Below are 21,795 nucleotides of genomic sequence, written 5' to 3' on the forward strand. Positions count from 1 at the left end.
TAGGGGCGCGGACCTGACGGGGCGCCCCGCGCCCGAACGAGTGATGCGGAGATCATCGCGTACCGCCGAACGACGTGCCGTCGGCCTGTCGCGCCGGCGCCCCATCTGCCGTACTGACCTGCTGATTTGAGGAAGCCACGCAGGTGGCGAGGGTGTTGACACGGTGCGGCCTGCGGCCGGTAGGTTCTGCCGAGTCCACCACAGGACGTCCGGCCGGCAGATCTCCGCGCAGTCGTCGACCGTCCGCTGGGCCATGGGGCGGGGTGCCGGTCAGGCAGCCCGCCACTGGGAGCCAGGTCCAGCGTGCGGTGGCGAGGGATGGTTCCGCCCGTCCGGCAGGTGCGACCCGGGTGGGGCCCGGACGTTCAGTAGACAACGGCTCTCGGCCGCCGCAGCCAGCGGATGCCCGGGCCGGCCCGAAGGACGCCGGGCCCCCATTCAGCGGCTTCGGGTACGGTCGGCTTCTGCACCCCGAAGCTGTCAGGAAGGCGCGACCGTGCCCGCGGGCCCCGAAATCTCCCCCGAAGCCGCGGTGACCGATGCCGCACCGGCACCGGACACCACGGCCCCGGCACGCCCCCGCCGGGCCGTGCGCCTGGCCCGGCTGGCCCGCCGCGAGGCCCCCCGCACCGCCCTGGCGGCCGCCGCCGGGCTCGCCCTGGCCGCGGCCTTCCCGCCGTACGACGTGTGGCCGCTGTCCGTCGTCGCCGTCGCGGCGCTCGCGCTGCTCACCCGGGGGCGCACGGTGCGCCAGGGGGCGTGGACGGGCTTCGCCTTCGCGTTCCCCTTCTTCTTCTGCCTGCTGCGCTGGCTGCATGTCGTCGGCTACGACGCGGTGACGGGCCTGTCACTGGTCGAGGCGCTCTTCGTCGTCGCGCTCGGCGCCGGGCTCGCGCTGACCTCGCGGCTGCGCGGCTGGCCGCTGTGGGGTGCCTGTCTGTGGATCGCGCAGGAGTGGGCCCGGGACCGGGTGCCGTTCGGCGGCTTCCCGTGGGGCCGGCTCGCCTTCGCCAACACCGGTTCGCCCTTCACGCCGCTGGCGGCGCTCGGCGGGGCGCCGCTGGTGAGCTTCGCCGTCGCCCTCGCGGGCGGGCTGCTGGCGTACGCCGCGGCCGCGCTCTGGCGGGCGCGCGGCGCGGGGCGGAGGCTGCGTGCCCTGCTGCCCGCCGTGGAGGCGGTCGCCCTGGCGGTGGCCGTCTCCGTCGCCGGGTACGCCGTGCCGGTGCCCACGAAGGCCGACGGCACCGTGGACATCGCCATCGTGCAGGGCAATGTGGAGAAGCCCGGCATGGACTTCCTCGGCCGCCCGCTGATGGTCCTCGACAACCATGTCTCGGCGACGCTCCAGCTGGCCGATGACATCAGGGCGGGGAAGGTCAAGAAGCCCGACCTGGTCATCTGGCCGGAGAACTCCTCGGACCTGGACCCCTTCCAGTACCAGGAGGCGTACGACCGCATCGACTCGGCCGTGCGCTCGGTCGGCGTGCCCGTCCTCGTCGGCGCCCTCGTCGACCACCCGGGCAAGCCGGGCTACATCGACAACAAGGGCATCGTCTGGGACCCGCAGACCGGCCCCGGGGCCTCGTACGCCAAGCAGCACCCGGTGCCGTTCGGCGAGTACGTGCCGTTCCGGGCAGAGCTCAGCAAGGTCATCACCCGGCTCCAGCGCGTGCCCCGCGACTTCTACCCCGGCGATCACACGGGCGTGCTGCAGGTCGGCCCGGCCCGGCTCGGCGACGTCATCTGCTTCGAGGTCGCCTACGACGAGATCGTGCACGACACCGTCACGGCCGGCGCCCGGGCGCTCGTCGTGCAGACCAACAACGCCACCTACGGCCGCACCGGCCAGCCCGAGCAGCAGCTGGCGATGTCCAGGCTGCGGGCCGTCGAGCACGGCCGGGCCGTGGTGACCGCCGCGACCAGCGGCATCAGCGCCGTCGTGGCTCCCGACGGCCGGGTGCTGCAGCGCAGCGAGGAGTTCACCCAGGACGTGATCACCGCGCGCATCCCGCTGCGGGACGGCACGACCGTCGCGGACCGCGTGGGTGCGGGGCCCGAATGGGCGCTCGCTATGGTGGGCCTCCTGTCCTGCGCGGCCGCGATCCTGATCGGCCGGCGAGGACGACTGGACAAGAAGGGGCAAGAGTGAACGACGGTGGTCAGCGGCGATACGGTCCGCTCGGCACGACCTTGGTGATCATCCCGACCTACAACGAGGCGGAGAACATCGAGCCCATCGTCGCCCGGGTGCGGTCGGCCGTACCGGAGGCGCACGTCCTCGTCGCCGACGACAACAGCCCGGACGGCACCGGGAAGATAGCCGACGAGCTGGCGGCCGACGACGACCACGTCAAGGTGCTGCACCGCAAGGGCAAGGAGGGTCTCGGCGCCGCCTACCTGGCGGGCTTCCGCTGGGGCCTGGAGAACGGCTACGGCGTGCTGGTGGAGATGGACGCCGACGGCTCGCACCAGCCGGAGGAGCTGCCCCGGCTGCTCACCGCCCTCAAGGGCGCCGACCTGGTGCTCGGTTCGCGCTGGGTGCCGGGCGGCCGGGTCGTCAACTGGCCCAAGTCCCGCGAGTTCCTCTCCCGCGGCGGCTCCACCTACTCGCGGCTGCTCCTGGACGTGCCGCTGCGCGACGTCACCGGCGGTTACCGCGCCTTCCGCCGCGAGACGCTGGAGGGCCTCGGCATGGAGGAGGTGGCCTCCCAGGGCTACTGCTTCCAGGTCGACCTGGCCTGGCGCGCGGTCAAGGCCGGCTTCCACGTGGTGGAGGTGCCCATCACCTTCGTCGAACGGGAGCTGGGCGACAGCAAGATGAGCCGCGACATCGTCGCGGAGGCGCTGTGGCGGGTGACGTCCTGGGGCATCGGCTCCCGGGCCGCCAAGGCCGTGAAGGCGCTGGGCCGGGGCTGAACCGGCGGCAGCAGGACGACGAGGGGCGGGCACCGCGACGGTGCCCGCCCTTCGTCGTCGTCCGGGGGTGACTGGCCAAAACCCGGTTCCGTGCGGCGCGTTGACGTCCGTCGTGTTTCGGCCAATGAACTGCAGGAACACGCCGGAGTGCGCCATTCCCCGCGGGACCACCGGTGACAGCCGGGACGTCGGGCTGACACATTGGGTCAAGTGTCAACCAGTATCAGCCGATGAACGGGAGACGACCGTTGACCACCTCGCCCAGCAACCCGCTCTACACGTCGACGTTCTCCAGCACACCGACCGATGACCCCGGCGCCGTCCTGATCGACCTCATGCTCGGCCACATCTTCTCCGGCGCCCTGCGCACCGCCGTCGAACTCGGCGTCGCCGACTGCCTGGCCGACGGCCCGCTCACCCCCGAGGACATCGCCGGGCGCACCGGCGTCCACGCGCCGTCCCTGCGGCGGGTGCTGCGGCTGCTCGCCAGCCGCGGGGTCTTCAGCGAGGACGAGAAGGGGGCCTTCGGGCTCACCCCCGCCGCCGAGCTGCTGCGTGCCGACGCGCCCGTCTCCCAGCACGACGGCACGCTGCTGCTCACCAACGAGCTCTTCCAGCGCTCGGTCGCCGGGATGCCGGAGGCCGTGCGCACCGGCGTGCCGGCCTTCGAAGCGGCCTACGGAATGCCGCTGTTCGACTACCTGGCCACGCAGCCGGAGCTGCAGAAGCTCTTCGACCGGGGCATGTCCTCCTTCTCCGGCCCGCTGGACGACATCGTGACCGAGGCCTACGAGTTCCCCGCCGAGGGCACCGTCATCGACGTCGGCGGCGGCCGCGGCGGACTGCTGCGGGCCGTGCTGCAGCACAACCCCGGCCTGTCCGGCGTGCTGTTCGACCAGGAGCAGACGGTCCGGGAGCACATCCTCGACGTGCCCGAACTCGCGGGCCGCTGGCGCATCGAGCCGGGCGACTTCTTCTCGAAGCTGCCCGCGGGCGGGGACCTCTACCTGCTGAAGAACATCCTCCACGACTGGAGCGACGAGGACTCCGTGCGCATCCTGCGCGGCCTGCGCGAGGTGATGCGGCCGGGCGGCCGGCTGCTGGTGGTGGAAGCGGTGCTCCCTGCCGGGAACGAGCCGCACTACGGCAAGGCGGCGGACATCATCATGCTGTCCACGCTGTGGGGGAAGGAGCGCACCGAGGCCGAATTCGCTGCGCTCCTGCGGGAGTCGGGGTTCGGGGTGGTACGGGTCGTTCCGACTGCGTCGTGGCAGTCGATCGTGGAGGCCGAGGCGGTCTAGGCTGCGCCCGGCTCGACGGCTGCGGGTTGTCGGTGGCCGATCGCGCAGTTCCCCGCGCCCCTGACGGGGCGCCCAGGGTTGTGGGCAATCGTTCCGCCGGGCTGGGGGCACCTCCCAGCGGTAGCTGGGGGAGGGTGGGCACAACCCGACCACCGGGCAGCAACCACCCCGCGGCAACCCCGTTACGGGCAAAGGGCCTTCCGGGCTTCGCCCAGGACGTCCAGGACCTCCCGCGCGGCGGCGCGCACCGCTGCCGCGCCGGCGGACCGCCGCGGCTCGAACGCCGCCCGCACCGTCTCCCCGAGCAGATCCCCCTGCCGCTCCGGCGGCAGGGCGCCGGTGTCCGCCGTGAAGAAGAAGCCGATCAGCACGGAGTCGATCGCATACACCTGCTCCTCCAGCCGCTCCGCGGCCACCAGCAGGCCGTGCCGGCTCTGCGCGCGGACGATGTCCGCGAGCGTCGTGCGGATCCGCAGCTCCTCCGCCAGCGGCACCCCGGTGGGGGCGGTGGCGAGCAGTGCGCCCAGCACCTCGTCGTCCTCGGCGTGGATCGCCCGCACGATCGGCTGCCGGAGCCGCTCCAGGTACACGTACCGCAGCAGCCGGTGCGGGAGGACGCCCGCCGGGTCCTCCTCGATCCGGGCGGCCACGTCGCCGAGCATCGCCGCGAACTCGCGCCGCAGGAGCGTCGTGAAGAGCTCCTCCTTGGTCTTCCAGTGCAGATACAGGGTGCCCTTGCCGACCTGGGCCCGGCGGGCCACGTCGTCGACGGTGACCCGCTTGTAGCCCCAGCGCAGCAGCAGCTCGCGGGCCGCCCCCAGAATGCGCTCGGCGCGCTCGTCGTCCATGGGTCCGGAATGTAGCCGAAAACCGCCGTCCGGGACCTGTATGACTGAATTTCAAACTTGGTCACCCGGTATTGCGCGGTGTTACGGTCGCCGATATGACGCCACAGACGCCCCCCTCGTCTCACAGTTCACACCGTCCCCGCGCTCTGATCGTCGGTTCCGGCATCTCGGGCCTCACCACCGCCCTCGCCCTGCACCGGGCGGGCTGGGACGCGCTGATCGTCGAACGCGCCCCCCGGCGCCGCACCGGCGGCTACTTCGTCCGCTTCAACGGCCCGGGCTACCGGGCGGCCGAACGCCTGGGCATCGTCGGGGAGTTACCGGACCGGCGCCATCCCCGCGGGCGCGTGTACGAGGTGGACCACCGGGGCCGTCTCTCCCGCGGGCTGGCCTTCCCGAAGTTCATGGGCGGCACCCCGCTGCTCACCCTGCTCCGCAGCGATCTGGAGCAGGTGTTGTACGAGCAGGTGCGCGACCGCGTGGAGATCCGCTACAGCACGAGCCCGGTGCGCATCACCCAGGACCGGAACCGGGTGACGGCCGTGTTCGCCGATGGTGGCGAGGAGAGCGCCGACCTCCTCGTCGGGGCCGACGGCATCCATTCCACCGTCCGTTCCCTGGTGTTCGGGCCCGAGGACCTCTACCGCAAGGACTTCGGCCACGTCGTCGCGGCCTGTGTGATGGACCGGTCCATTCCGGGGCTGAAGGACGGCGACTGCATGATCGCCACCGATGCCGGCCGCGCCGCATGGATCACCAGCTACGTGGATCACCCGCCGGTGGCCTTCTTCGTCTACCGCACCCCCTGGCCCGCCGCCGAGGTCCGCAAACCGCCCGCCGATGCGCTGCGCGCCGCCTTCGCCGGGTTCGGCGGGCGCATCGTGCCGCCGATGCTGGCGGCGATGGACGGCGCGGAGTCCACCGCCTTCGACCAGGTCAGCCAGATCCACATCAACCGCTGGAGCCAGGGACGCGTGGTGCTCGTCGGCGACTCGGCGTGGTGCATGACGCTCCACTCGGGCCAGGGCTCGGGCATGGGCATCGCGGGCGGGGAACTGCTCGCCCGCAAGCTGGCAGAGCACCCCGGGGACATCGCCGTCGCCCTCGGTGCGTGGGAGCAGGAATTGCGCCCGGAGATCGCCAGACACCAGAAGACGGCGCTCTACATGCAGCACTACTTCATGCCGGCCAACACCGTCGGCAAGCTGGCTCGTGATGCGTTCGTCAGGGTCGCCTCCAGCCCCGGCACGCAGGCGGTGGGCCGGTTCCTGGGCGGTCTGCTGCGGCCGCAGGGTGCGGCGGCCGGGTTCCGCCGCGGTCCAGGCACACTTGAGGCATGACGTTCGGAGCACAGCAGCAGTCCGCCCGCAGCCGAGCAAGCCGTCCGCCCCGGGGCGGCGGCGCCCGCAGGCTCGTCCCGCTGGGAGTGGCCGTCTGGGCCGTCCTGGAGATCTGGCTGCTGACGCTCGTGGCCGGGGCGGCGGGCGGGGTCGCCGTCGCCGCCCTGCTGGCCGCGGGCGTGGTGGCGGGTGCGTACGTGATCAAGCGCGCGGGGCGGCGTGCCTGGCAGCGGCTGACCCGCTCGATGCAGCAGCCCCAGGAGCCGTCCGCCGCCGGCCGGGACGAGGTCGGCGGCCGGGATGGGGCGGGCGGCGGCAACGCCCTGACGATGCTGGGCGGGCTGCTGCTGATGGTGCCCGGCCTGATCTCCGACGTGGCGGGGCTGCTGTGCCTCTTCCCGCCGACCCGCAACCTGCTGCGCAAGGGCTTCGAGCGCCGGATGGGCCGTACGGCCCCGGCGCCGGGCTCGCTCGGCGACGCCTTCCGGCAGGCACGTATGCATCAGCCGGACGGCAAGGTCGTCCAGGGCGAGGTCATCCGGGACGACGAGCCCCCGGCGCCGCGCCACGGCGACCCCCAGCTGCCGCGCTGAGTCTTCGGTTCCATATGCACAAAAGGGCCCGGGCCGCTGCGAACGCAGCGGCCCGGGCCCTCTGTTCGGGTCTGTACCCCGCCGCCGTCAGGCGGACTTGCGGGTGTCCCGCGGATGCACCGCGATGTTCATGGCGCCGGAGCGCAGGACCGCCAGCCGTTCGGCCAGCACCTCCTCGAGCTCCTCGCGGGTGCGCCGCTCCATGAGCATGTCCCAGTGCGTACGCGCGGGCTTCCCCTTCTTCTCCTCGGGACCGTCCCCGTCCACCAGGAGTGCCACGGCGCCGCACGCCTTGCACTCCCACTCCGGCGGAATCTCCGCCTCCACCGAGAACGGCATCTCGAATCGATGGCCGTTCGGGCATGCGTACTCCACCGCCTGGCGCGGGGCCAGATCGATGCCGCGGTCGGTCTCGTAGCTGGTAACCACAAGTCGCGTGCCGCGGAGAGCTCGCTCACTCATGAATCGTGCCTCCCGGGCTTTGTCGCCCACAGGACAGGTGTCGCTGTCGTCGTCATCCGGTCAACGTCCGGTCGGCGGTGAAGATTCCCCGTTGAGGGACATGCGTCGCCCGTCGTGCCGCCCCTTTTGTACCCACCGGCGCCCGGTTTGTCACATCTGGCAATAGATGTCACCCTGCGCTTTTGATGCTTCAGCGCGCAGTAACGGTCCGTCCGGTGAATCAAAGGCGTACACTACCGGTTCGCATTTCCGGCGCCTGCACCAGGGCCCCTGTTCCGGATGCCACGGGCTCGCCGCGCACCTCCGGACGCGGGGCGAACAGCCGCAGGAAGAGCTGCGAGAGCGGGCCGATGGCCGCCGCGAACAGCACCGTCCCCACGCCGGCCGTGCCCCCGAGCAGGTACCCCGTCGCCAGCACCACGATCTCGATGCACGTGCGCACCAGCCGCACCGAGCGTCCCGTCCTGCGGTGCAGCCCGGTCATCAGCCCGTCGCGCGGGCCCGGGCCGAAGCGGGGTGTGATGTAGAGGCCTGTCGCCAGTGCGCACAGGACGACCGAGAACAGCAGCAGCGGCACCCGCACCCACAGCGACCCGGGCGCGGGCACCAGGCTCAGCGTGGCGTCCATGACCAGGCCGATCAGCAGCACGTTGGAGACCGTTCCCAGTCCCGGCCGCTGCCGCAGCGGGATCCACAGCAGCAGGACCGCGACCCCGACGAGGATCGTGGCCGTGCCGACCGACAGCCCGGAATGCCGTGCGATGCCCTGGTTGAGCACGTCCCACGGCGCCAGCCCCAGTCCCGCCCGCAGCTGCAGCGCGCAGCTGATCCCGTACAGCGTGAGCCCGCCGTAGAGCTGGACGAGACGGCGGGCGAGGTGCGACCCCCCTGATGCGGACAAGACTCCTCCTCGGTGGTTCCGGGCAGCTCCCGGCAGTGGTGCAAGTGGCCTGTGGCGTGACAGTCTGTGGACTGGGTCAAGACAAGATCCATGGCCAATCCCGGAAAGGTGGACCGGAACGATGAGTCAGTGGACTTCTTCGGTGGGGGCGACGCAACTTGCGCGCCTCCTCGGCTCGCAGCACTCCCGCGGCGGCACCGTGACGCCGCTGGGCGGCCGCCGGGCGCCCGCCTACCGGTCGCTCGCGGACGGCATCCGGCTGCTGGTCTTCGAAGGCCGCGTCCCCGTGGCCGCCCGGCTGCCCGCCGAGCGGGAGCTGGCCGCCGCCCTCTCCGTCAGCCGCACCACCGTCGCCGCCGCCTACGAGGCCCTGCGCGGCGAGGGGTTCCTGGAGTCCCGGCGCGGCGCGGGCAGCTGGACCGCCGTGCCCGCGGGGAACCCGCTGCCCACGCGCGGCCTGGACCCGCTGCCGCCGGAGGCCGCCGGCTCGGTGATCGACCTCGGCTGCGCCGCCCTCACCGCCCCCGAGCCCTGGCTGACCCGCGCCTTCCAGGGCGCCCTCGGCGAACTTCCGCCCTACGCCCACACGCACGGCGACTATCCCGCGGGCCTGCCCGCGCTCCGCCAGGCCCTGGCCGACCGCTACACCGCCCGCGGCATCCCCACCATGCCCGAGCAGATCATGGTCACCACCGGGGCCATGGGCGCCGTCGCCGCCATCTGCAAGCTGCTGGCCGGGCGCGGCGAGCGGGTCGCCGTCGAGTCGCCCTCCTACGCCAATGTCCTGCAGCTGATGCGCGAGGCCGGGGCGCGGCTGGTGCCCGTCGCCATGGCGGACCGGCTCGCCGGCTGGGACCTGGCGGCCTGGCGCCAGGTGCTGCGGGACGCCGCCCCGCGCATGGCCTACGTCATCGCCGACTTCCACAACCCCACCGGTGCCCTCGCCCCCGAGGAGCAGCGCCGCGAGCTCGTCGAGGCGGCGCGGGCCGCGGGCACGGTGCTGATCGCCGACGAGACCATGTCGGACCTGGTGCTCGACGAGGACGTGGAACTGCCGCGTCCCGTCTGCGCCTTCGACCCCGCGGGCAGCTCTGTCATCACCGTCGGCTCGGCCAGCAAGTCGTTCTGGGCCGGCCTGCGCATCGGCTGGGTGCGGGCCGCGCCCGACATCATCCGCAGCCTCGTCGCCGCCCGCGCCTGGGCCGACCTGGCCACCCCCGTGCTCGACCAGCTCGCCGTCACCTGGCTGCTCAACACCGAGGGCTGGGAGGAGTCCATCGCCATACGGCGCTCCACGACCCGCGAGAACCGCGACGCGCTCGTCGACGCGCTCCAACGGCACCTGCCCGACTGGGAGTACACCGTCCCGCACGGCGGCCTGACCCTGTGGGCGCGCACCGGCGGACTCTCCGGCTCACGGATCGCCGAGGCGGGGGAGCGGCTCGGGGTGCGGGTGCCGTCCGGGCCGCGGTTCGGGGTCGACGGTGCCTTCGAGGGCTATGTACGGCTGCCGTTCACCGTCAACGGGGCGGTCGCCGAGGAGGCCGCCACCCGGCTGGCCGAGGCCGCGCACCTGGTGGCCAGCGGGGCGACCGCGGCGGCCGAGACGCCGCGCACCTACGTGGCCTGATCCGCCGCCGGGTACGCCGGGGTCGTCGGGACCGTCGGGAAAACCGCCTCCGGCAGCAGGTCCAGCACGGCCTGCCGCTGGGCCTCGCCGGCGTCCTCGTCGTACGGGTCCGGGGTGGCCGGCACCTGCAGGCGGTGCACGGGACCGGAGCCCAGCCGCGCGTAACCCCGGCCCGGCGGCACGTCGTCGACGGTCGTGGAGCGGGCGGGGGTGCCCAGCGCCGCGAGCACCTGCTCGGAGGTGACCCCGCCGAGCAGCACCCGGGCGAGGGCCTGGGTGCGCACCTGGGCGTCCAGCAGCCCCTCGGCGTCGAGCTGTTCGCCGATCGCGACGGTGACGTTCGCGACCCGGCCGTTGAACAGCGGCACCTGCAGCAGCATCTGCGGGTCGGGGCGTCCCTGGGCGGCGGCGAGGCGGCTCAGCGCCACGGGCCGGTCCACGACGATCCACAGCGGGCGGCGGGCGTCCTCCGGCACCGGATGCCCCTGCTGCCGTGCCGAGTTGACGGCCATGAGGCGCCGCTCCGTCTCGTGCCCCGCCCACTCCAGCACGGCGAGGGCCCCGGTGAGCGAGGATTCCACGGCCAGCACCCCGTGGCGCCCGGCGAGCGCCGCGTACTCCCCGGTGCCGCCGCCGTCCACGATCACCGCGTCGCCGTGCGGGAGCGCCTGGAGCAGGACCGAGCGCAGCAGGGTCGTGACGCCCGCACCCGGCCGGCCCAGCGCCAGCAGGTGCGGTTCGGCGGAGCGCGGGCCCGTGCGCCACACCACGGGCGAGGCGTCGTGCAGCTCGTCGCCGTCGGCCACCGGCAGGGTGCGCTGGACCGCCTCGGGGTCGGTGAAGCCCAGCACGGTCTCGCCGGGGGCGGTCACGAAGCGCTGGGCGCGGACGTCCGTCGGCAGCGGGGGCAGCACGGTGAGGCACAGCCGGTTGGCGGACTCGTCCCAGTCGAAGCCGTACTCCCGGTCCCGCCCGGCCTTGAGGCGCAGCAGCTGCTCGATCCGGGCGCGGGAGGCGTTCTCGCCGTCGGTGAACCAGCCCGGGTAGCGCAGCTGGAGCGCGGCCAGCCGCCCCCGGTCGTCGAAGACGTACTCGTCGAACGCCTTCCGCCAGCTGCCCCCGTGCTCGTACAGCGGGCGCGGGTCCTGCGGGTCGGACAGGTAGGGCACCAGGGCCTCGTAGAGCGCCTGCAGCCGGGCCGCCTCGGCGGGCTCGGGGTCCTGCGTCCGCTGAGTCCGCCGGGCGCGGCCGGCCCAGGCGCCGGCCGCCAGCAGCGAGACCGTGGCCAGCGGCGGCCCGTACGGCACCAGCGCCACGATGGCCAGGCAGGAGGCCGCCAGGAGCACCGCCGAGCCGCGCCGCTCCCGAGGGGTCTCCGCCCACCGCCGCCGCCCGGAGACGGCCAGCGCCTGCAGGCCGCGGGTGATGACGATCAGCGGGTGGAAGACGTCCCGGGCACTCTCGGCGACCGTCTGTGCGAACTCCCGGCCCTGCGGCAGCCGGGGGCTGCGGTGCACGGTGCGCGGAAGTCCTCGCCGGCCCACGTCGGTCTCCTGACGGGCGCCGCTAGAACTTGATCCCGCCCAGCAGGCTCGCCAGGCTGGCGCCGCCGGCCTTGATGCTCGGGGCGATCCCGGTGCTGGCGAGGTAGAAGCCGAACAAGGAGCAGACGATCAGGTGCGAAGCCTTGAGCCCGTCCTTGCGGAAGAACAGGAACACCACGACACCGAGCAGGACGACGCCGGAGATGGAGAGGATCATGGGAATCTCCTGGGTGCTGGGGGACGGTCACCATGAGCTCCTCCAGCTTCACAGAATGCGTCAGCACGGCAACTGTTGGTAACCCGAGCGGAGGACCGCCCACCATGACCGGACCCACCCCCGAGTCGACCGAGCCCGCCCACGACCCCGAGGTGCTCCAGCTCGCGGCCAAGGTCTTCGACCTGGCCCGGCACGGTGACACCGCCACCCTCGCCGCCTACGTGGACGCAGGCGTCCCGGTCAACCTCACCAACGACCGCGGCGATTCGCTCGTCATGCTTGCCGCCTACCACGGGCACCCCGACGCCGTCACCGCGCTGCTGGACCGCGGCGCCGACCCCGACAGGACCAACGACCGCGGCCAGACGCCTCTCGCGGGCGCGGTCTTCAAGGGCGAGGAGGAGGTCGTGCGCATCCTGCTGGCACACGGCGCCGACCCGTCCGCCGGGACGCCTTCCGCTGTGGAGGCGGCGCAGGTCTTCGGGCGCCAGGACCTCATGGAGCTGTTCCGCGGCAACGGGTGACGCAACGTCAACTCCCCATGGGCAGCGCCTCCTTAAGGGGCGCGAAGCGCCCATACCGTCTCCACCGTGTCCGCATCCTCCGGCCCCTTGTCCTCGCGGTAGCGGATCAGCCGGGCGAAGCGCAGTGTCACGCCCGCCGGGTAGCGCGAGGACCGCTGGAGGCCGTCGAAGGCTATTTCCACGACCAGTTCGGGCCGGACGGTCACCACATGGCCGTCGTCCTGCACCGCCAGCCCCAGCAACTGCTCGGTCTGCCAGGCCAGGATGGCGTCCGTCATCCCCTTGAAGGTCTTGCCGAGCATGGCGAACGAGCCGTCCGGCCGCCGCGCCCCCAGGTGCAGATTGGACAGCTTCCCCGTCCGCCGCCCGTGCCCCCACTCGGCCGCGAGCACCACCAGGTCCAGGGTGTGCACGGGCTTGACCTTCACCCAGGACGCCCCGCGCCGGCCCGCGGCGTACGGTGCCTCCAGCGCCTTGACCAGCACGCCCTCGTGGCCGCGCCGCAGCACGTCCGCCGCGAACTCCCGTGCCGCCGCCCGGGCCCCCGGGTCCGCGGGGTCCTCCACCGCCAGCCGCCGCACCCGCATCGGCACGGGCACCACGCGCGCCAGCTCCGCGTGCCGCTCGCGCGTCGGCAGGGCGAGCAGGTCGCGGCCGTCCACGGACAGCGCGTCGAAGAAGACCGGCGAGAGGGGCACGGCCGTGCCGGCCACCGGCTGCCGGGTGCCCACCCGGCCCGCGACCTCCTGGAACGGCCGCGGCCGGCCCGTCCCGTCCAGGGCGATCACCTCGCCGTCCAGCACGGCGGACGCCACCGGCAGCGCCCGTGCCGCCGCGGCCAGTTCCGGCAGCCGGCCGGTGATCTCGTCCAGGGTGCGGGTGTAGACGTGGATCTCGTCGCCGTCCCGGTGCACCTGCACCCGGATGCCGTCCAGCTTCTCCTCCACCGCGCACGGGCCCACCCGGTCCAGCGCCTCGTCGAGGTCCGCGGCGCTCTGCGCCAGCATCGGCAGCACCGGGCGCCCCACCTCCAGCCGGAACTCCGCCAGGGCGGCGGGGCCCCGCGCCAGCAGGGCACGGGCCACGGTGCCCAGCGAACCGCCGAGCATCACCGCACGCCGGACGTCCTCCGGCGGTGCGCCCGCTGCCGCCGCGAGGCCCTCGGCGGCCAGCGCGTCCAGGGCGCCCTGGCGGAGCTCGCCGCCGATGAGACGGAGCAGGAAGTGCTGCTCCTCCGCCGTGGCGCGGGCCAGCAGGGCGTCCACCCGGCGCTTGCGTTCGGCCTGTGCGCCCTGGCCGGCCACGGCGGCGATGCCGGTGAGGGCGGCGTCCACCTCGGTGACGGTCAGGGCGGGGGCGGCGGCAGGGGCGGGGGCGGTGCGGAGGGTGCTCCAGCCGACGCCGGTGCGGCGCTGGGGGAGGCGGCCGGCCAGGTACGGGATGACGACCGGGGCGTCCTCCGGTGCGGCACGACGGAAAAGGTCCGCCAGGAGGCGGACCTTTTCCGAGCGGGAGCGGGTCGCGGCGACGGCCGCGGAGACGCGGGCGAGGTCGGCCAGGAGCATGGCTCCATCGTGCAGCGGGCGCGCCGCGGGTGCAGGTCAGGGACCGGGGCGGATCCTCCCGCGGCCCGCCCCGTCGCTGATCCGGATCAGCACCGCCACCATCAGCCAGTTGGCCACCAGGGACGAACCGCTCTTCGCCAGGAAGGGCAGGGCCTTGCCCGTCAGCGGGATCAGGCCCATCACACCGCCCGCCACCACGAAGACCTGCAGGGCCAGCGCGCCCGCCAGGCCCACCGCCAGCAGCTTGCCGAACGGGTCGCGCGAGCGCAGGGCCACGCTCAGGCCGCGCTGGACCATCAGCCCGTACAGGGTGAGCACCACCATCACCCCGGCCAGACCGAGCTCCTCGCCCACCGTGGTGAGGATGAAGTCGCTGCGGCCCGCGAAGCCGATCAGCTCCGGGTGGCCCTGGCCGAGGCCGGTGCCCGTGACGCCGCCGCTGCCGAAGCCGAACAGCGCGTTCGCCAGCTGGGTGGAGACCCCGCTGCCCGGCTTGTACGCGTCGAAGGGGTGCTGCCACGCCAGGATGCGGCCCTTGACGTGCGGCTCCATCGAGCCGACGACGACCGCGCCGACCGACGCCATCAGCACGCCGACGATCACCCAGCTGCCGCGCTCGGTGGCCGCGTAGAGCATCACCACGAACAGGCCGAAGAAGATCAGCGAGGTGCCCAGGTCCCGTTCGATGATCAGGACGAACAGGCTCAGCAGCCACACGGCCAGGATGGGCCCCAGCTGGCGGCCCGGGGGCAGCCGGATGCCGAGGACCTTCCGGCCGGTGAGCGCGAGCGCGTCGCGGTGGATGACCAGATAGCCGGCGAAGAAGACCGCGATCATGGTCTTGACGAACTCGCCCGGCTGGAAGGACAGCGGGCCCAGGAAGATCCAGCGCTTGGCGCCGTAGGTGTCGCCGGGGAAGAAGGCCGGCGCCATCAGCAGCACCAGGGCGACCGCCATCATCAGGTAGATGTAGCGCTGCAGCCAGCGGTGGTCCTTCAGCAGCACCAGCACGGCGACGCAGACCGCCACCCCGATGACCGTCCACATCAGCTGGCCGGAGGCGGTCGGGGCGGAGTTGAACCGTTCCTTGTAGGAGTAGTCCAGCCGGTAGAGCAGCACCAGCCCGAGCCCGGACAGCAGCACGGCCAGCGGCAGGATCAGCGGGTCCGCGTACGGCGCCCAGCGGCGCACCGCCAGGTGCGGCACCAGGGCCAGGCACACCATGCTGGCCGCGAATCCGGCGAGCCCGCCGGGGATGCGGCCGGTGGTCGAAAGGCCCGTGTACGCATAGCCGGCGACACAGATCAGCACGCCGAAGCAGAGCATGACCGCCTCGTGGCGGCGCCACTTCGCCGAGGCCGCGCGTGCCTCGGCGGACACGCCGCTCCCGTCGTCGCTCTCGACTCGTACGGTTTCCACGGTCACACCGTCCATGATCCTCGGGGTCGGCTGAAGACCCGCTGCCGCTCCGCCGCCGGGGTCCCGGCACCGTCGTCGGCCACCTCCGGCACCGCCTCCCGCGCCCGCTCGTCCGGGGACGCGCGCACGGGCGTCCGTGCAGCGGCACGGGCACGTCGGCGGTGACGGTCAAGCGTACGCGGGGTGCCGGGCATCCGGCGGCGCCAGGTCCGCCGGTCCGGCGGCCGGGGCGGAGTCACGCCCTCCGGCGTGGGTGCTGCGTGACGGCGCGTGACGTCGCGCACACTCGGTGGTGGCGGCCGTAACCGGCCGACAACGCGTCGAGTTGACGCGACGGAACACGGTGGAAGAAGAACGATTCGCACGCAGGACGGAGCAGTGGTCTCAGCCATGAGCAAACGCCAGAAGGGCCGCCGGCACCGCCGGGTCAACCGCACCCCGCGCCCCATGGGCGCCGCCTCCCGCCCGTACGCCCCGCGGCCGGAGGCGCGGCCCGAGCCCCAGCGGGTGCTCCCCGCCCTCGGCCGCCACGAGGCCCGCACCTGGGACGGCCTGCAGGCCTGCGGGGACGGGGGAGCCTCCGTCGACGAACTGTGCGCGTCCGTGGGCTATCAGTCGCGCACGATCCTCAAGCACGTGCAGGGCCTCGCGGGCCACGGCCTGGCGGAGCTGCGCGGCGACCGCTGGTACGCCAGCCGCTGAGACGGCGGTATGTCGCGCCCCGCAAGGGGCGCGGGGAACTGTGCGGGCACGTCGTGGTTGCTCGCGCAGTTCCTCCCCCAGCGCCCCTTGCGGGGCGCTGTTACAGCAGCCTCCAGGGTGCGAACACATTGCGTGCCCCCTCCAGGGCCGGCGCCAGCTCCGGATGGTGGCGCAGCAGGACATCGCCCAGCGAGGTGCGGTCGATCCACTCCAGGCCCTCGGCCGTGTAGACCTCCGGCCGGTAGTCGGCGGTGAAGAAGCGGTCGCTCTTCAGCCGCCGCGCCGTCATCAGCGCGAGCATCCGGAACGCCGTGTCGCTGAACGCGAAGCCGCGCGGCCGGGGTTCCGCGTACAGGCCGACCAGGGTGTCGACCCGCTCCAGCCGCCCGCCGTAGACCTCGCGCAGCTCACCGGCCAGGACGGTGTCCCCGCCCGTGAGCTCGTCGAAGCTGCGCACCGGCGGCCGGTGCAGCGCCGCGCGGAGGGCGGTGTAGCGGGGGACGCCGCGCTCGCGGTCGCGCAGCACGTCGACCGTGCCGAGGTCGATGCGCTCCCCGGAGACGCGCACCAGCTCGCGCAGGCAGTCGGGATGGTTGTGCAGGACGACGTCGCCCGCGTGCATGGTGCCGAAGGAGTAGAGCAGGTCGGCCGTGCCCCAGCGGTCGACGGCCTTGCGGGTGGCGAGCGCCTGGAGCGGTTCGAAGTCCGTGCGCTCCACGAGGTCGCCCGTCAGGTGCGAGCGGATCTCGTACTCGTCCCGGATCATCGGGTGCATCCGGTGGGCGGCGACGGCCTCCTCCGTCATCGCGTACGGGGCCGTGTGGTGCCGGGTCGGCGAGCCCGGGATGCCGAACAGCGTCTCGCCCCGGCCGAACCGCCGCACGCGGCGGCGCAGCCGGGCGGGGAGCACCCCGTACCAGTCGAGGTGCATCGCGGCCCGGGTCACCGGCCGGTCGACGGCGGCGGGCATCCACTCCACCGTGTGGATCTTGGCCATGACGGCGGTGACGACCAGCCGCGCCGTCTGGAAGAGGCGCTCGTCGTCCCAGGTGGGGTGGGCCGAGGCGATCCGGTCGCAGACCGCGTTGTGCTCCTTGGCGAAGAGCGTGTGCAGCAGCGACAGGCCGGCCCAGTAGTCCTCGTTGAAGCCGGTGCGGTCGATGCCGGACAGGCCCGCCCGTTCCTCGTCCGGCAGTCTGCCGTCCACGACGGCGAGTCTGCCGCCCTCGCCGGTGCGCAGCGCCCGGCACTGCTCCTCGTCCGACCCGTAGATCTGCGAGCCGTCCCACCAGTGGGTCACCGTGTTCGCGTAGGCGGGCGGCAGGGAGGCGTCGGCGGGGCCTGCCGGGTCGGGCAGGGTGCGGCGCAGCAGCATCGGGCACTGCGGCCAGTCGTCGTCGGCGGCGAGGGGGACGTCCAGCGGCGGGGCGGCGGGCCGGTCCCCGTGATGGAACCAGCCGTGCTGCTGGAACTGGAGCCAGGCCGCGGCCAGCAGGTTGAGCGTCGGGGCCGGGCGGAAGCCCGTGGTGCGGGCCAGGAGCCGCCGGCTCACCTCGCGCGGGCTGGGCGAGAACAGGCCGTCGTCCTCGGGTTCGGGGAAGGCCTGCGGCAGCGCGCAGTTGCGGTCGAAGCGGGTGCCCGCGCGGCCCATGGCGGTGTCGGAGGGGCAGGAGCCCGACCCGTCGTAGCCGCGGTGGGGCAGCAGTTCGCGGGCCGGCTCCGGGGGCCGTGCTCCGCCGTGGGCGTCGTACAGGTTGTGGGCGCGCAGCAACCGGCGCTGCCGGCGCAGCTCCAGGAGCGCCAGGGGGAGGGGCAGGGCGTGCCATTCGCGGCGCGGGCGGGGGGCCTGGGTCATCGGTCGCTCTCCAGGACGGGCGGGGGGACGGTGCGGGCCGGGGACCGGTGGGCGCGGTAGCCGATCCGCAGGCGGGTGGTGTCGAAGGTGTGCGGCAGCGGTTTGCGGTGGGTCAACCGCACGCCCGCGACGGCCAGTTCGCCGCCGCGCAGGAACTCCGCGACGAAGCCGGTGGCCAGCAGCAGCCCCAGTTCCATGCCGCTGCACCGGGCCTCTCCTCGGCTGAAGGGGCTGACGGCCCAGTCCCGCTCGGCCGTGCCGTCCATCCACTTCTCGGGCGCGAACCGGTGCGCGTAGTCGAGCCGTTCGTCGTCGCGGGCGTGGAAGGCGGCGGGCACCAGGACGTTCATCCCGCCCGGCGCGACCGCCGTCCGCCAGCGGGTCTCGGCCGTGGTGCGGCGCAGCAGGCTGGGCACGGGTGCCCACAGCCGGGCCGCGTCCTGGATGCAGGCGCGCACGTAGGGCATGGCCTGGAAGCCGGCCACCGTGCGCGGGCCGTGCCGCCGGTCGGCGTCGGCGACCTCGGCCGCGGCGCGGCTGTGGTGCTCCGGGTGCGTGGCGAGCAGGGCCAGGGTCTGCACGACGGCGCTGTGCACCACGGCCAGGGCCATGAACCACTGGGTGAGCTGGCTCTCGGGCGCGGTCTCGGGGCCGCGGGGCGCGCTGCGGAACAGCCCGGTCAGGCTGCGCGGGTCGGCGTCGCACAGGTAGCGCGACTGGCGCTGCATCATCGTCCGCCGGGTCCTGCGGGCCCGGCCCGTGCGCCAGCGCCGGGCGCCCATCCAGTTGGCCTCGGCGAGGAGTTCGCCCAGGAGGCGGGAGAACTCCGTGTCGTCGGCGGCCGCTTCGCCCAGGAAGCAGCGCCGCCCGATCCGCTCGAAGCGCTCGCGCACCACGTCGGCCGTCAGCCCGGCCTCCGCCTCGGGGCCCAGCAGCCTGCGGGCCTCCTCGCCCACGACCCGCAGGAAGTGGCCCGCCAGCCGGTGCACGTCGCAACCGGCGTCCAGCACTGCGTCGTTGAAGGCGCGGCGGGCGGTGCGCTGGCGGCCGTGCGAGGCGACGAGGGCATCGGGCTGCACGGCCGCGAAGCCGTTCACCTTCTCCCAGGTGTCCACCGCGTAGACGTCCACCGGCCCGGAGAGCACCTGCCGGGCGTCCTCGGCGTCCAGCACCAGCAGGGTGGGGCCGCAGGTGCCGTGCACCACGACGGGCCCGCGGCCGTGCCTGCGGCGCAGCCCGCGCATCGCCTCCAGCCGCCGCCGCCCCGGGTCCAGCCGGGCCATGAGCCGGGCCATCCGGGGACGGCAGCGGAAGACGCCCTTGAGGTGGTCGGGGAGGAAGTACACGAGGGCCAGCCGCAGGTTCTCGCCGGCCGAGGCGACGGGCAGCCCGCCTTCCCCGCCCGTGCCGCTGCGGGCGCCGTTCGCCGTGCTCATGCGGCGGCCCTCCCGCGGTGCGGCGGCCGCGGGGCGCGCGGCGGGCCGTCGGGCCCGGAGTCCCGTGCGTGCGGGGCGAGTTCGGCGGGGCGGGACGGCAACGGCTCGGCGGCGGTTGCGCGTACGGACGTCATGCCTCGTACCTCTTGGGGTGGGGGCCGGTCGGGAGAGGGGAGCATTGCCACTTCCCGTCGCGCGAAGCCACGGCAGCCGAAGATCACCTGAGTATTCATCCGCGCGGGTGAACAGCCCCGGGCGGGCGCGGCGTTGCGGAACCGGGGGCTCTACCTTCACCGCATGCATGACATGGATGAGATGATCCGACGTATCCGCCGGGACATGAACGTGCAACTCCGCAAGCGGGCCGGCCGGGCGGCCGAGCCCCCGGCCGGTGAGGCGGATCCGGAGCCGGGGCCGCACACGGGGCGCCCCGTAAGGGGCGCGGGGAACTGCGCGACCGGGCACGACGCGCCCGCAGCCGAAGTCCCGGGGCTTCGCCCCGCCCCCCGAGAACTTTGACTGCGGGCGCGTCGTGGTTGCTCGCGCAGTTCCCCGCGCCCCTTACGGGGGGCGGTGCGCGGTCAGCGGCGCAGCCTCGCGCTGCCCAGGCCCGCCAGGGCCAGGGCCGTCAGGAAGGCCACGGCTCCGACGATGACGTTGCTGACGACGGCACGGGTGACGAACGCATGGCCCGCCACCACGAAGGGGGCGATGATCGCCCACGCGCCGATGCCCAGGGCGGCCCAGCTCATGGAGTGTGTGCGTTCGTACGCGGGACCGATGCCTACCAGACAGGCAAAGGCGACACCGGTGATCAGGTTGGTGATGGTCAGCGTGGGTGCGGCGTTGAAGCCCACAATCCATGGTGAAGCGGCCAGATAGATGCCACAGAGAACGGCCAGGGCCTCGACGGCCTGGGCGGCGGGGGTCGCCGTCGTCTCCTCGGAGTGGGCGCGGAGCGCCATGATGTCCGGGTGCTGGTCGATCCGGGGCGACGTAGGGGCGGTCACATCAGCCACCTTCTTTCGCTGTCAAGTCGGACCTGTCCCTATTTTAACCCAATTCCCCCTGAATTCACCCGAATGGGGAGGGTGGAATCCGGGCCGGCCCGGGCCAACGCTCATAGGACGTTCGCCGGGCGGAAAGATCCACGTGGCCCGCACCACGCGCGCAGGGCCGACAACAGCCGTATGCGGGTCGCCATCGTCACCGAATCGTTTCCGCCGGACGTCAACGGCGTCGCCCACTGCGCCTGGCAGACCGCCCGGCACCTGCGGCGCCGCGGGCACGAACCGCTCGTCGTGACCCCGGCGGGCGCCGGGCACGCCGCCGGGGACCCGGACGGCGCGCCCTGCCCGGTCGTGCGGGTGCCCTCGCTGCCGCTGCCCGGCTATCCGCAGGTCCGGGTCGCCCTGCCGGGCCGTCGCCTGGCCGGCGCGCTGGCCGCGCACCGCCCCGACGTCGTCCACCTCGCGAGCCCCTTCGTGCTCGGTGCGCGCGGCATGGCGGCCGCCGCCCGGCTCGGCGTGCCGGCCGTCGCCGTCTACCAGACCGACCTCGGCGGCTACGCCCGTACCTACCTGGGCACCGGCGAAGGCGTCGCCTGGCGCCGCATCAGGGCCGTGCACCGCGCCGCCGACCGCACCCTCGCCCCGTCCACCGCCGCCGCCCGCGACCTGATCGGCCACGGCGTCCCGCGGGTGTGGCTGTGGCCGCGCGGAGTGGACTCCGAGCGCTTCCACCCCGCCCACCGCGACCTGGAGCTGCGGCGCGCCCTCGCCCCCGGCGGGGAGCTGATCGTCGGCTACGTCGGCCGCCTCGCGCCCGAGAAACGGGTGGAGTTGCTCGCCCCGGTCTGCGCCCTGCCCGGCGTGCGCGTGGTCGTCGTCGGCGACGGCCCGCACGCGGCCCGGCTGCGGGCCGCCCTGCCCGGGGCGCGCTTCCTCGGCACCCGCACCGGCCGCGAACTCGCCCGCATCTTCGCCTCGCTCGACGTCTTCGTGCACCCAGGCCCGCAGGAGACGTTCTGCCAGACGGTCCAGGAGGCGCAGGCCAGCGGCGTCCCCGTGGTGGCCCCCGCGGCGGGCGGCCCGCTGGACCTGGTCGAGCATCTGCGCACCGGGCTCCTGGTCCGCCCGCACGACGCGGAGGCGCTGCGCGAGGCGGTGCTCACCCTGGAGTCGGGGCGCCGCCGCCGGGCGGAGTACGGACTCGCCGGCCGTCGCTCGGTGCTGGGCCGCACCTGGACGGTGGTGGGGGATCTGCTGCTGCGGCACTACGCGGATGTTCTGGCCGAACGGGCGGTCCGCCCGGCGGCGTGCAGCGCCCCGTAAGGGGCGCTGGGGGAGGAACTGCGCGACCAGCCCCCACCGGCCGGCAGTTGACGCACCACCCCGGGGGTCCGGGGCGCAGCCCCGAGCACGTCGACTGCGGGCGCGTCGTGGTTGCTCGCGCTCACGGGGCGCCCCTCACGGGGCGCAGCCCCACAATGGCTGCATGGCAGAACGCTGGGAGTTCTGGATCGACCGCGGTGGCACCTTCA

At 73.8% G+C, this 21,795-nt stretch carries 20 protein-coding genes; 9 read left to right on the top strand and 11 right to left on the bottom strand.

Annotation, left to right across the window (positions count from 1 at the left end; all coding sequences use genetic code 11):
* Positions 1-496 precede the first annotated feature (496 nt).
* From lnt to HG542_RS20130, 3 genes are all read left to right on the top strand, one after another.
* Positions 497-2,149, top strand: a complete 1,653-nt coding sequence (lnt, locus tag HG542_RS20120; RefSeq protein WP_373313222.1) for an apolipoprotein N-acyltransferase — start codon at positions 497-499, stop codon at positions 2,147-2,149.
* Entirely contained in the window at positions 2,146-2,916 is a 771-nt protein-coding gene (locus HG542_RS20125; protein WP_171083394.1) for a polyprenol monophosphomannose synthase, read from the top strand. Before lnt ends, HG542_RS20125 begins: the two co-directional genes overlap by 4 nt.
* 230 nt (positions 2,917-3,146) lie before the next feature.
* On the top strand, positions 3,147-4,217 hold the full coding sequence (locus HG542_RS20130; protein ID WP_171083396.1) for a methyltransferase: 1,071 nt from the start codon (positions 3,147-3,149) through the stop codon (positions 4,215-4,217).
* A 182-nt stretch (positions 4,218-4,399) separates the two neighbouring features.
* Here HG542_RS20130 and HG542_RS34545 read toward each other — a convergent pair whose 3' ends face one another.
* Complete coding sequence (locus HG542_RS34545; protein ID WP_218039058.1) at positions 4,400-5,065, bottom strand: TetR/AcrR family transcriptional regulator; 666 nt, start codon at positions 5,063-5,065, stop codon at positions 4,400-4,402.
* Between the two features lie 95 nt (positions 5,066-5,160).
* On the opposite strand from HG542_RS34545, the gene HG542_RS20140 reads away from it, so the two are divergent.
* Both HG542_RS20140 and fxsA read left to right on the top strand, forming a co-directional pair.
* Positions 5,161-6,405 carry an FAD-dependent monooxygenase gene (locus HG542_RS20140; protein ID WP_171083398.1) on the top strand — a complete coding sequence of 415 codons (1,245 nt, stop codon included), beginning with the start codon at positions 5,161-5,163 and terminating at the stop codon, positions 6,403-6,405.
* On the top strand, positions 6,402-6,998 hold the full coding sequence (gene fxsA, locus HG542_RS20145) for an FxsA family membrane protein (RefSeq protein ID WP_171083401.1): 597 nt from the start codon (positions 6,402-6,404) through the stop codon (positions 6,996-6,998). The genes HG542_RS20140 and fxsA overlap by 4 nt, the downstream gene beginning before the upstream one ends.
* An 87-nt stretch (positions 6,999-7,085) precedes the next feature.
* Here the strand turns inward: fxsA and HG542_RS20150 are convergent, their stop codons facing one another.
* Both HG542_RS20150 and yczE read right to left on the bottom strand, forming a co-directional pair.
* On the bottom strand, positions 7,086-7,460 hold the full coding sequence (locus tag HG542_RS20150) for an RNA polymerase-binding protein RbpA (RefSeq protein ID WP_004948858.1): 375 nt from the start codon (positions 7,458-7,460) through the stop codon (positions 7,086-7,088).
* Positions 7,461-7,680: 220 nt separating this feature from the next.
* Positions 7,681-8,361: a membrane protein YczE gene (gene yczE, locus HG542_RS20155; protein WP_171083403.1), complete on the bottom strand. Its 681-nt coding sequence runs from the start codon at positions 8,359-8,361 to the stop codon at positions 7,681-7,683.
* 121 nt (positions 8,362-8,482) lie between these two features.
* On the opposite strand from yczE, the gene HG542_RS20160 reads away from it, so the two are divergent.
* The gene (locus tag HG542_RS20160; protein ID WP_171083405.1) at positions 8,483-9,991 is read left to right on the top strand and encodes an SCO1417 family PLP biosynthesis transcription factor; all 1,509 of its coding nucleotides are present in this window, start codon (positions 8,483-8,485) and stop codon (positions 9,989-9,991) included.
* Here HG542_RS20160 and HG542_RS20165 read toward each other — a convergent pair.
* Entirely contained in the window at positions 9,979-11,535 is a 1,557-nt protein-coding gene (locus HG542_RS20165) for a hypothetical protein (RefSeq protein WP_171083408.1), read from the bottom strand. The two genes, HG542_RS20160 and HG542_RS20165, sit on opposite strands and share 13 nt — an antisense overlap.
* A 22-nt stretch (positions 11,536-11,557) precedes the next feature.
* Positions 11,558-11,752 (bottom strand): hypothetical protein, encoded by a 195-nt coding sequence (locus tag HG542_RS20170; RefSeq protein WP_171083410.1) that lies wholly within the window; start codon positions 11,750-11,752, stop codon positions 11,558-11,560.
* A gap of 104 nt (positions 11,753-11,856) precedes the next feature.
* On the opposite strand from HG542_RS20170, the gene HG542_RS20175 reads away from it, so the two are divergent.
* Positions 11,857-12,276, top strand: coding sequence for an ankyrin repeat domain-containing protein (locus tag HG542_RS20175; RefSeq protein WP_171083412.1), 420 nt, complete (start codon positions 11,857-11,859; stop codon positions 12,274-12,276).
* Positions 12,277-12,308: 32 nt separating this feature from the next.
* Here HG542_RS20175 and HG542_RS20180 read toward each other — a convergent pair whose 3' ends face one another.
* Positions 12,309-13,841 (bottom strand): ATP-dependent DNA ligase, encoded by a 1,533-nt coding sequence (locus HG542_RS20180; RefSeq protein WP_171083414.1) that lies wholly within the window; start codon positions 13,839-13,841, stop codon positions 12,309-12,311.
* A gap of 36 nt (positions 13,842-13,877) precedes the next feature.
* Positions 13,878-15,167, bottom strand: a complete 1,290-nt coding sequence (locus tag HG542_RS20185) for an FtsW/RodA/SpoVE family cell cycle protein (RefSeq protein ID WP_227724886.1) — start codon at positions 15,165-15,167, stop codon at positions 13,878-13,880.
* Positions 15,168-15,650: 483 nt separating this feature from the next.
* Between HG542_RS20185 and HG542_RS20190 the strand changes: the two genes are divergently transcribed.
* Positions 15,651-15,962 carry a hypothetical protein gene (locus HG542_RS20190; RefSeq protein ID WP_171083417.1) on the top strand — a complete coding sequence of 104 codons (312 nt, stop codon included), beginning with the start codon at positions 15,651-15,653 and terminating at the stop codon, positions 15,960-15,962.
* 100 nt (positions 15,963-16,062) lie between these two features.
* Here the strand turns inward: HG542_RS20190 and HG542_RS20195 are convergent, their stop codons facing one another.
* The 4 genes from HG542_RS20195 to HG542_RS20210 form a co-directional block, all read right to left on the bottom strand.
* Entirely contained in the window at positions 16,063-17,817 is a 1,755-nt protein-coding gene (locus tag HG542_RS20195) for a peroxidase family protein (protein ID WP_171083420.1), read from the bottom strand.
* On the bottom strand, positions 17,814-19,253 hold the full coding sequence (locus HG542_RS20200; protein ID WP_171083422.1) for a cytochrome P450: 1,440 nt from the start codon (positions 19,251-19,253) through the stop codon (positions 17,814-17,816). Before HG542_RS20200 ends, HG542_RS20195 begins: the two co-directional genes overlap by 4 nt.
* A complete protein-coding gene (locus tag HG542_RS20205) occupies positions 19,250-19,387 on the bottom strand; it encodes a hypothetical protein (protein WP_171083424.1) in 138 nt (45 codons plus the stop codon). The genes HG542_RS20200 and HG542_RS20205 overlap by 4 nt, the downstream gene beginning before the upstream one ends.
* A 447-nt stretch (positions 19,388-19,834) precedes the next feature.
* Positions 19,835-20,263, bottom strand: a complete 429-nt coding sequence (locus HG542_RS20210; RefSeq protein WP_190076322.1) for an SPW repeat protein — start codon at positions 20,261-20,263, stop codon at positions 19,835-19,837.
* A gap of 180 nt (positions 20,264-20,443) precedes the next feature.
* Between HG542_RS20210 and HG542_RS20215 the strand changes: the two genes are divergently transcribed.
* Positions 20,444-21,586 (top strand): glycosyltransferase family 4 protein, encoded by a 1,143-nt coding sequence (locus HG542_RS20215; RefSeq protein ID WP_171083426.1) that lies wholly within the window; start codon positions 20,444-20,446, stop codon positions 21,584-21,586.
* Positions 21,587-21,795: the final 209 nt, after the last annotated feature.

It is taken from the genome of Streptomyces morookaense, assembly GCF_013030945.1.
Classification (GTDB): domain Bacteria; phylum Actinomycetota; class Actinomycetes; order Streptomycetales; family Streptomycetaceae; genus Streptomyces; species Streptomyces morookaensis.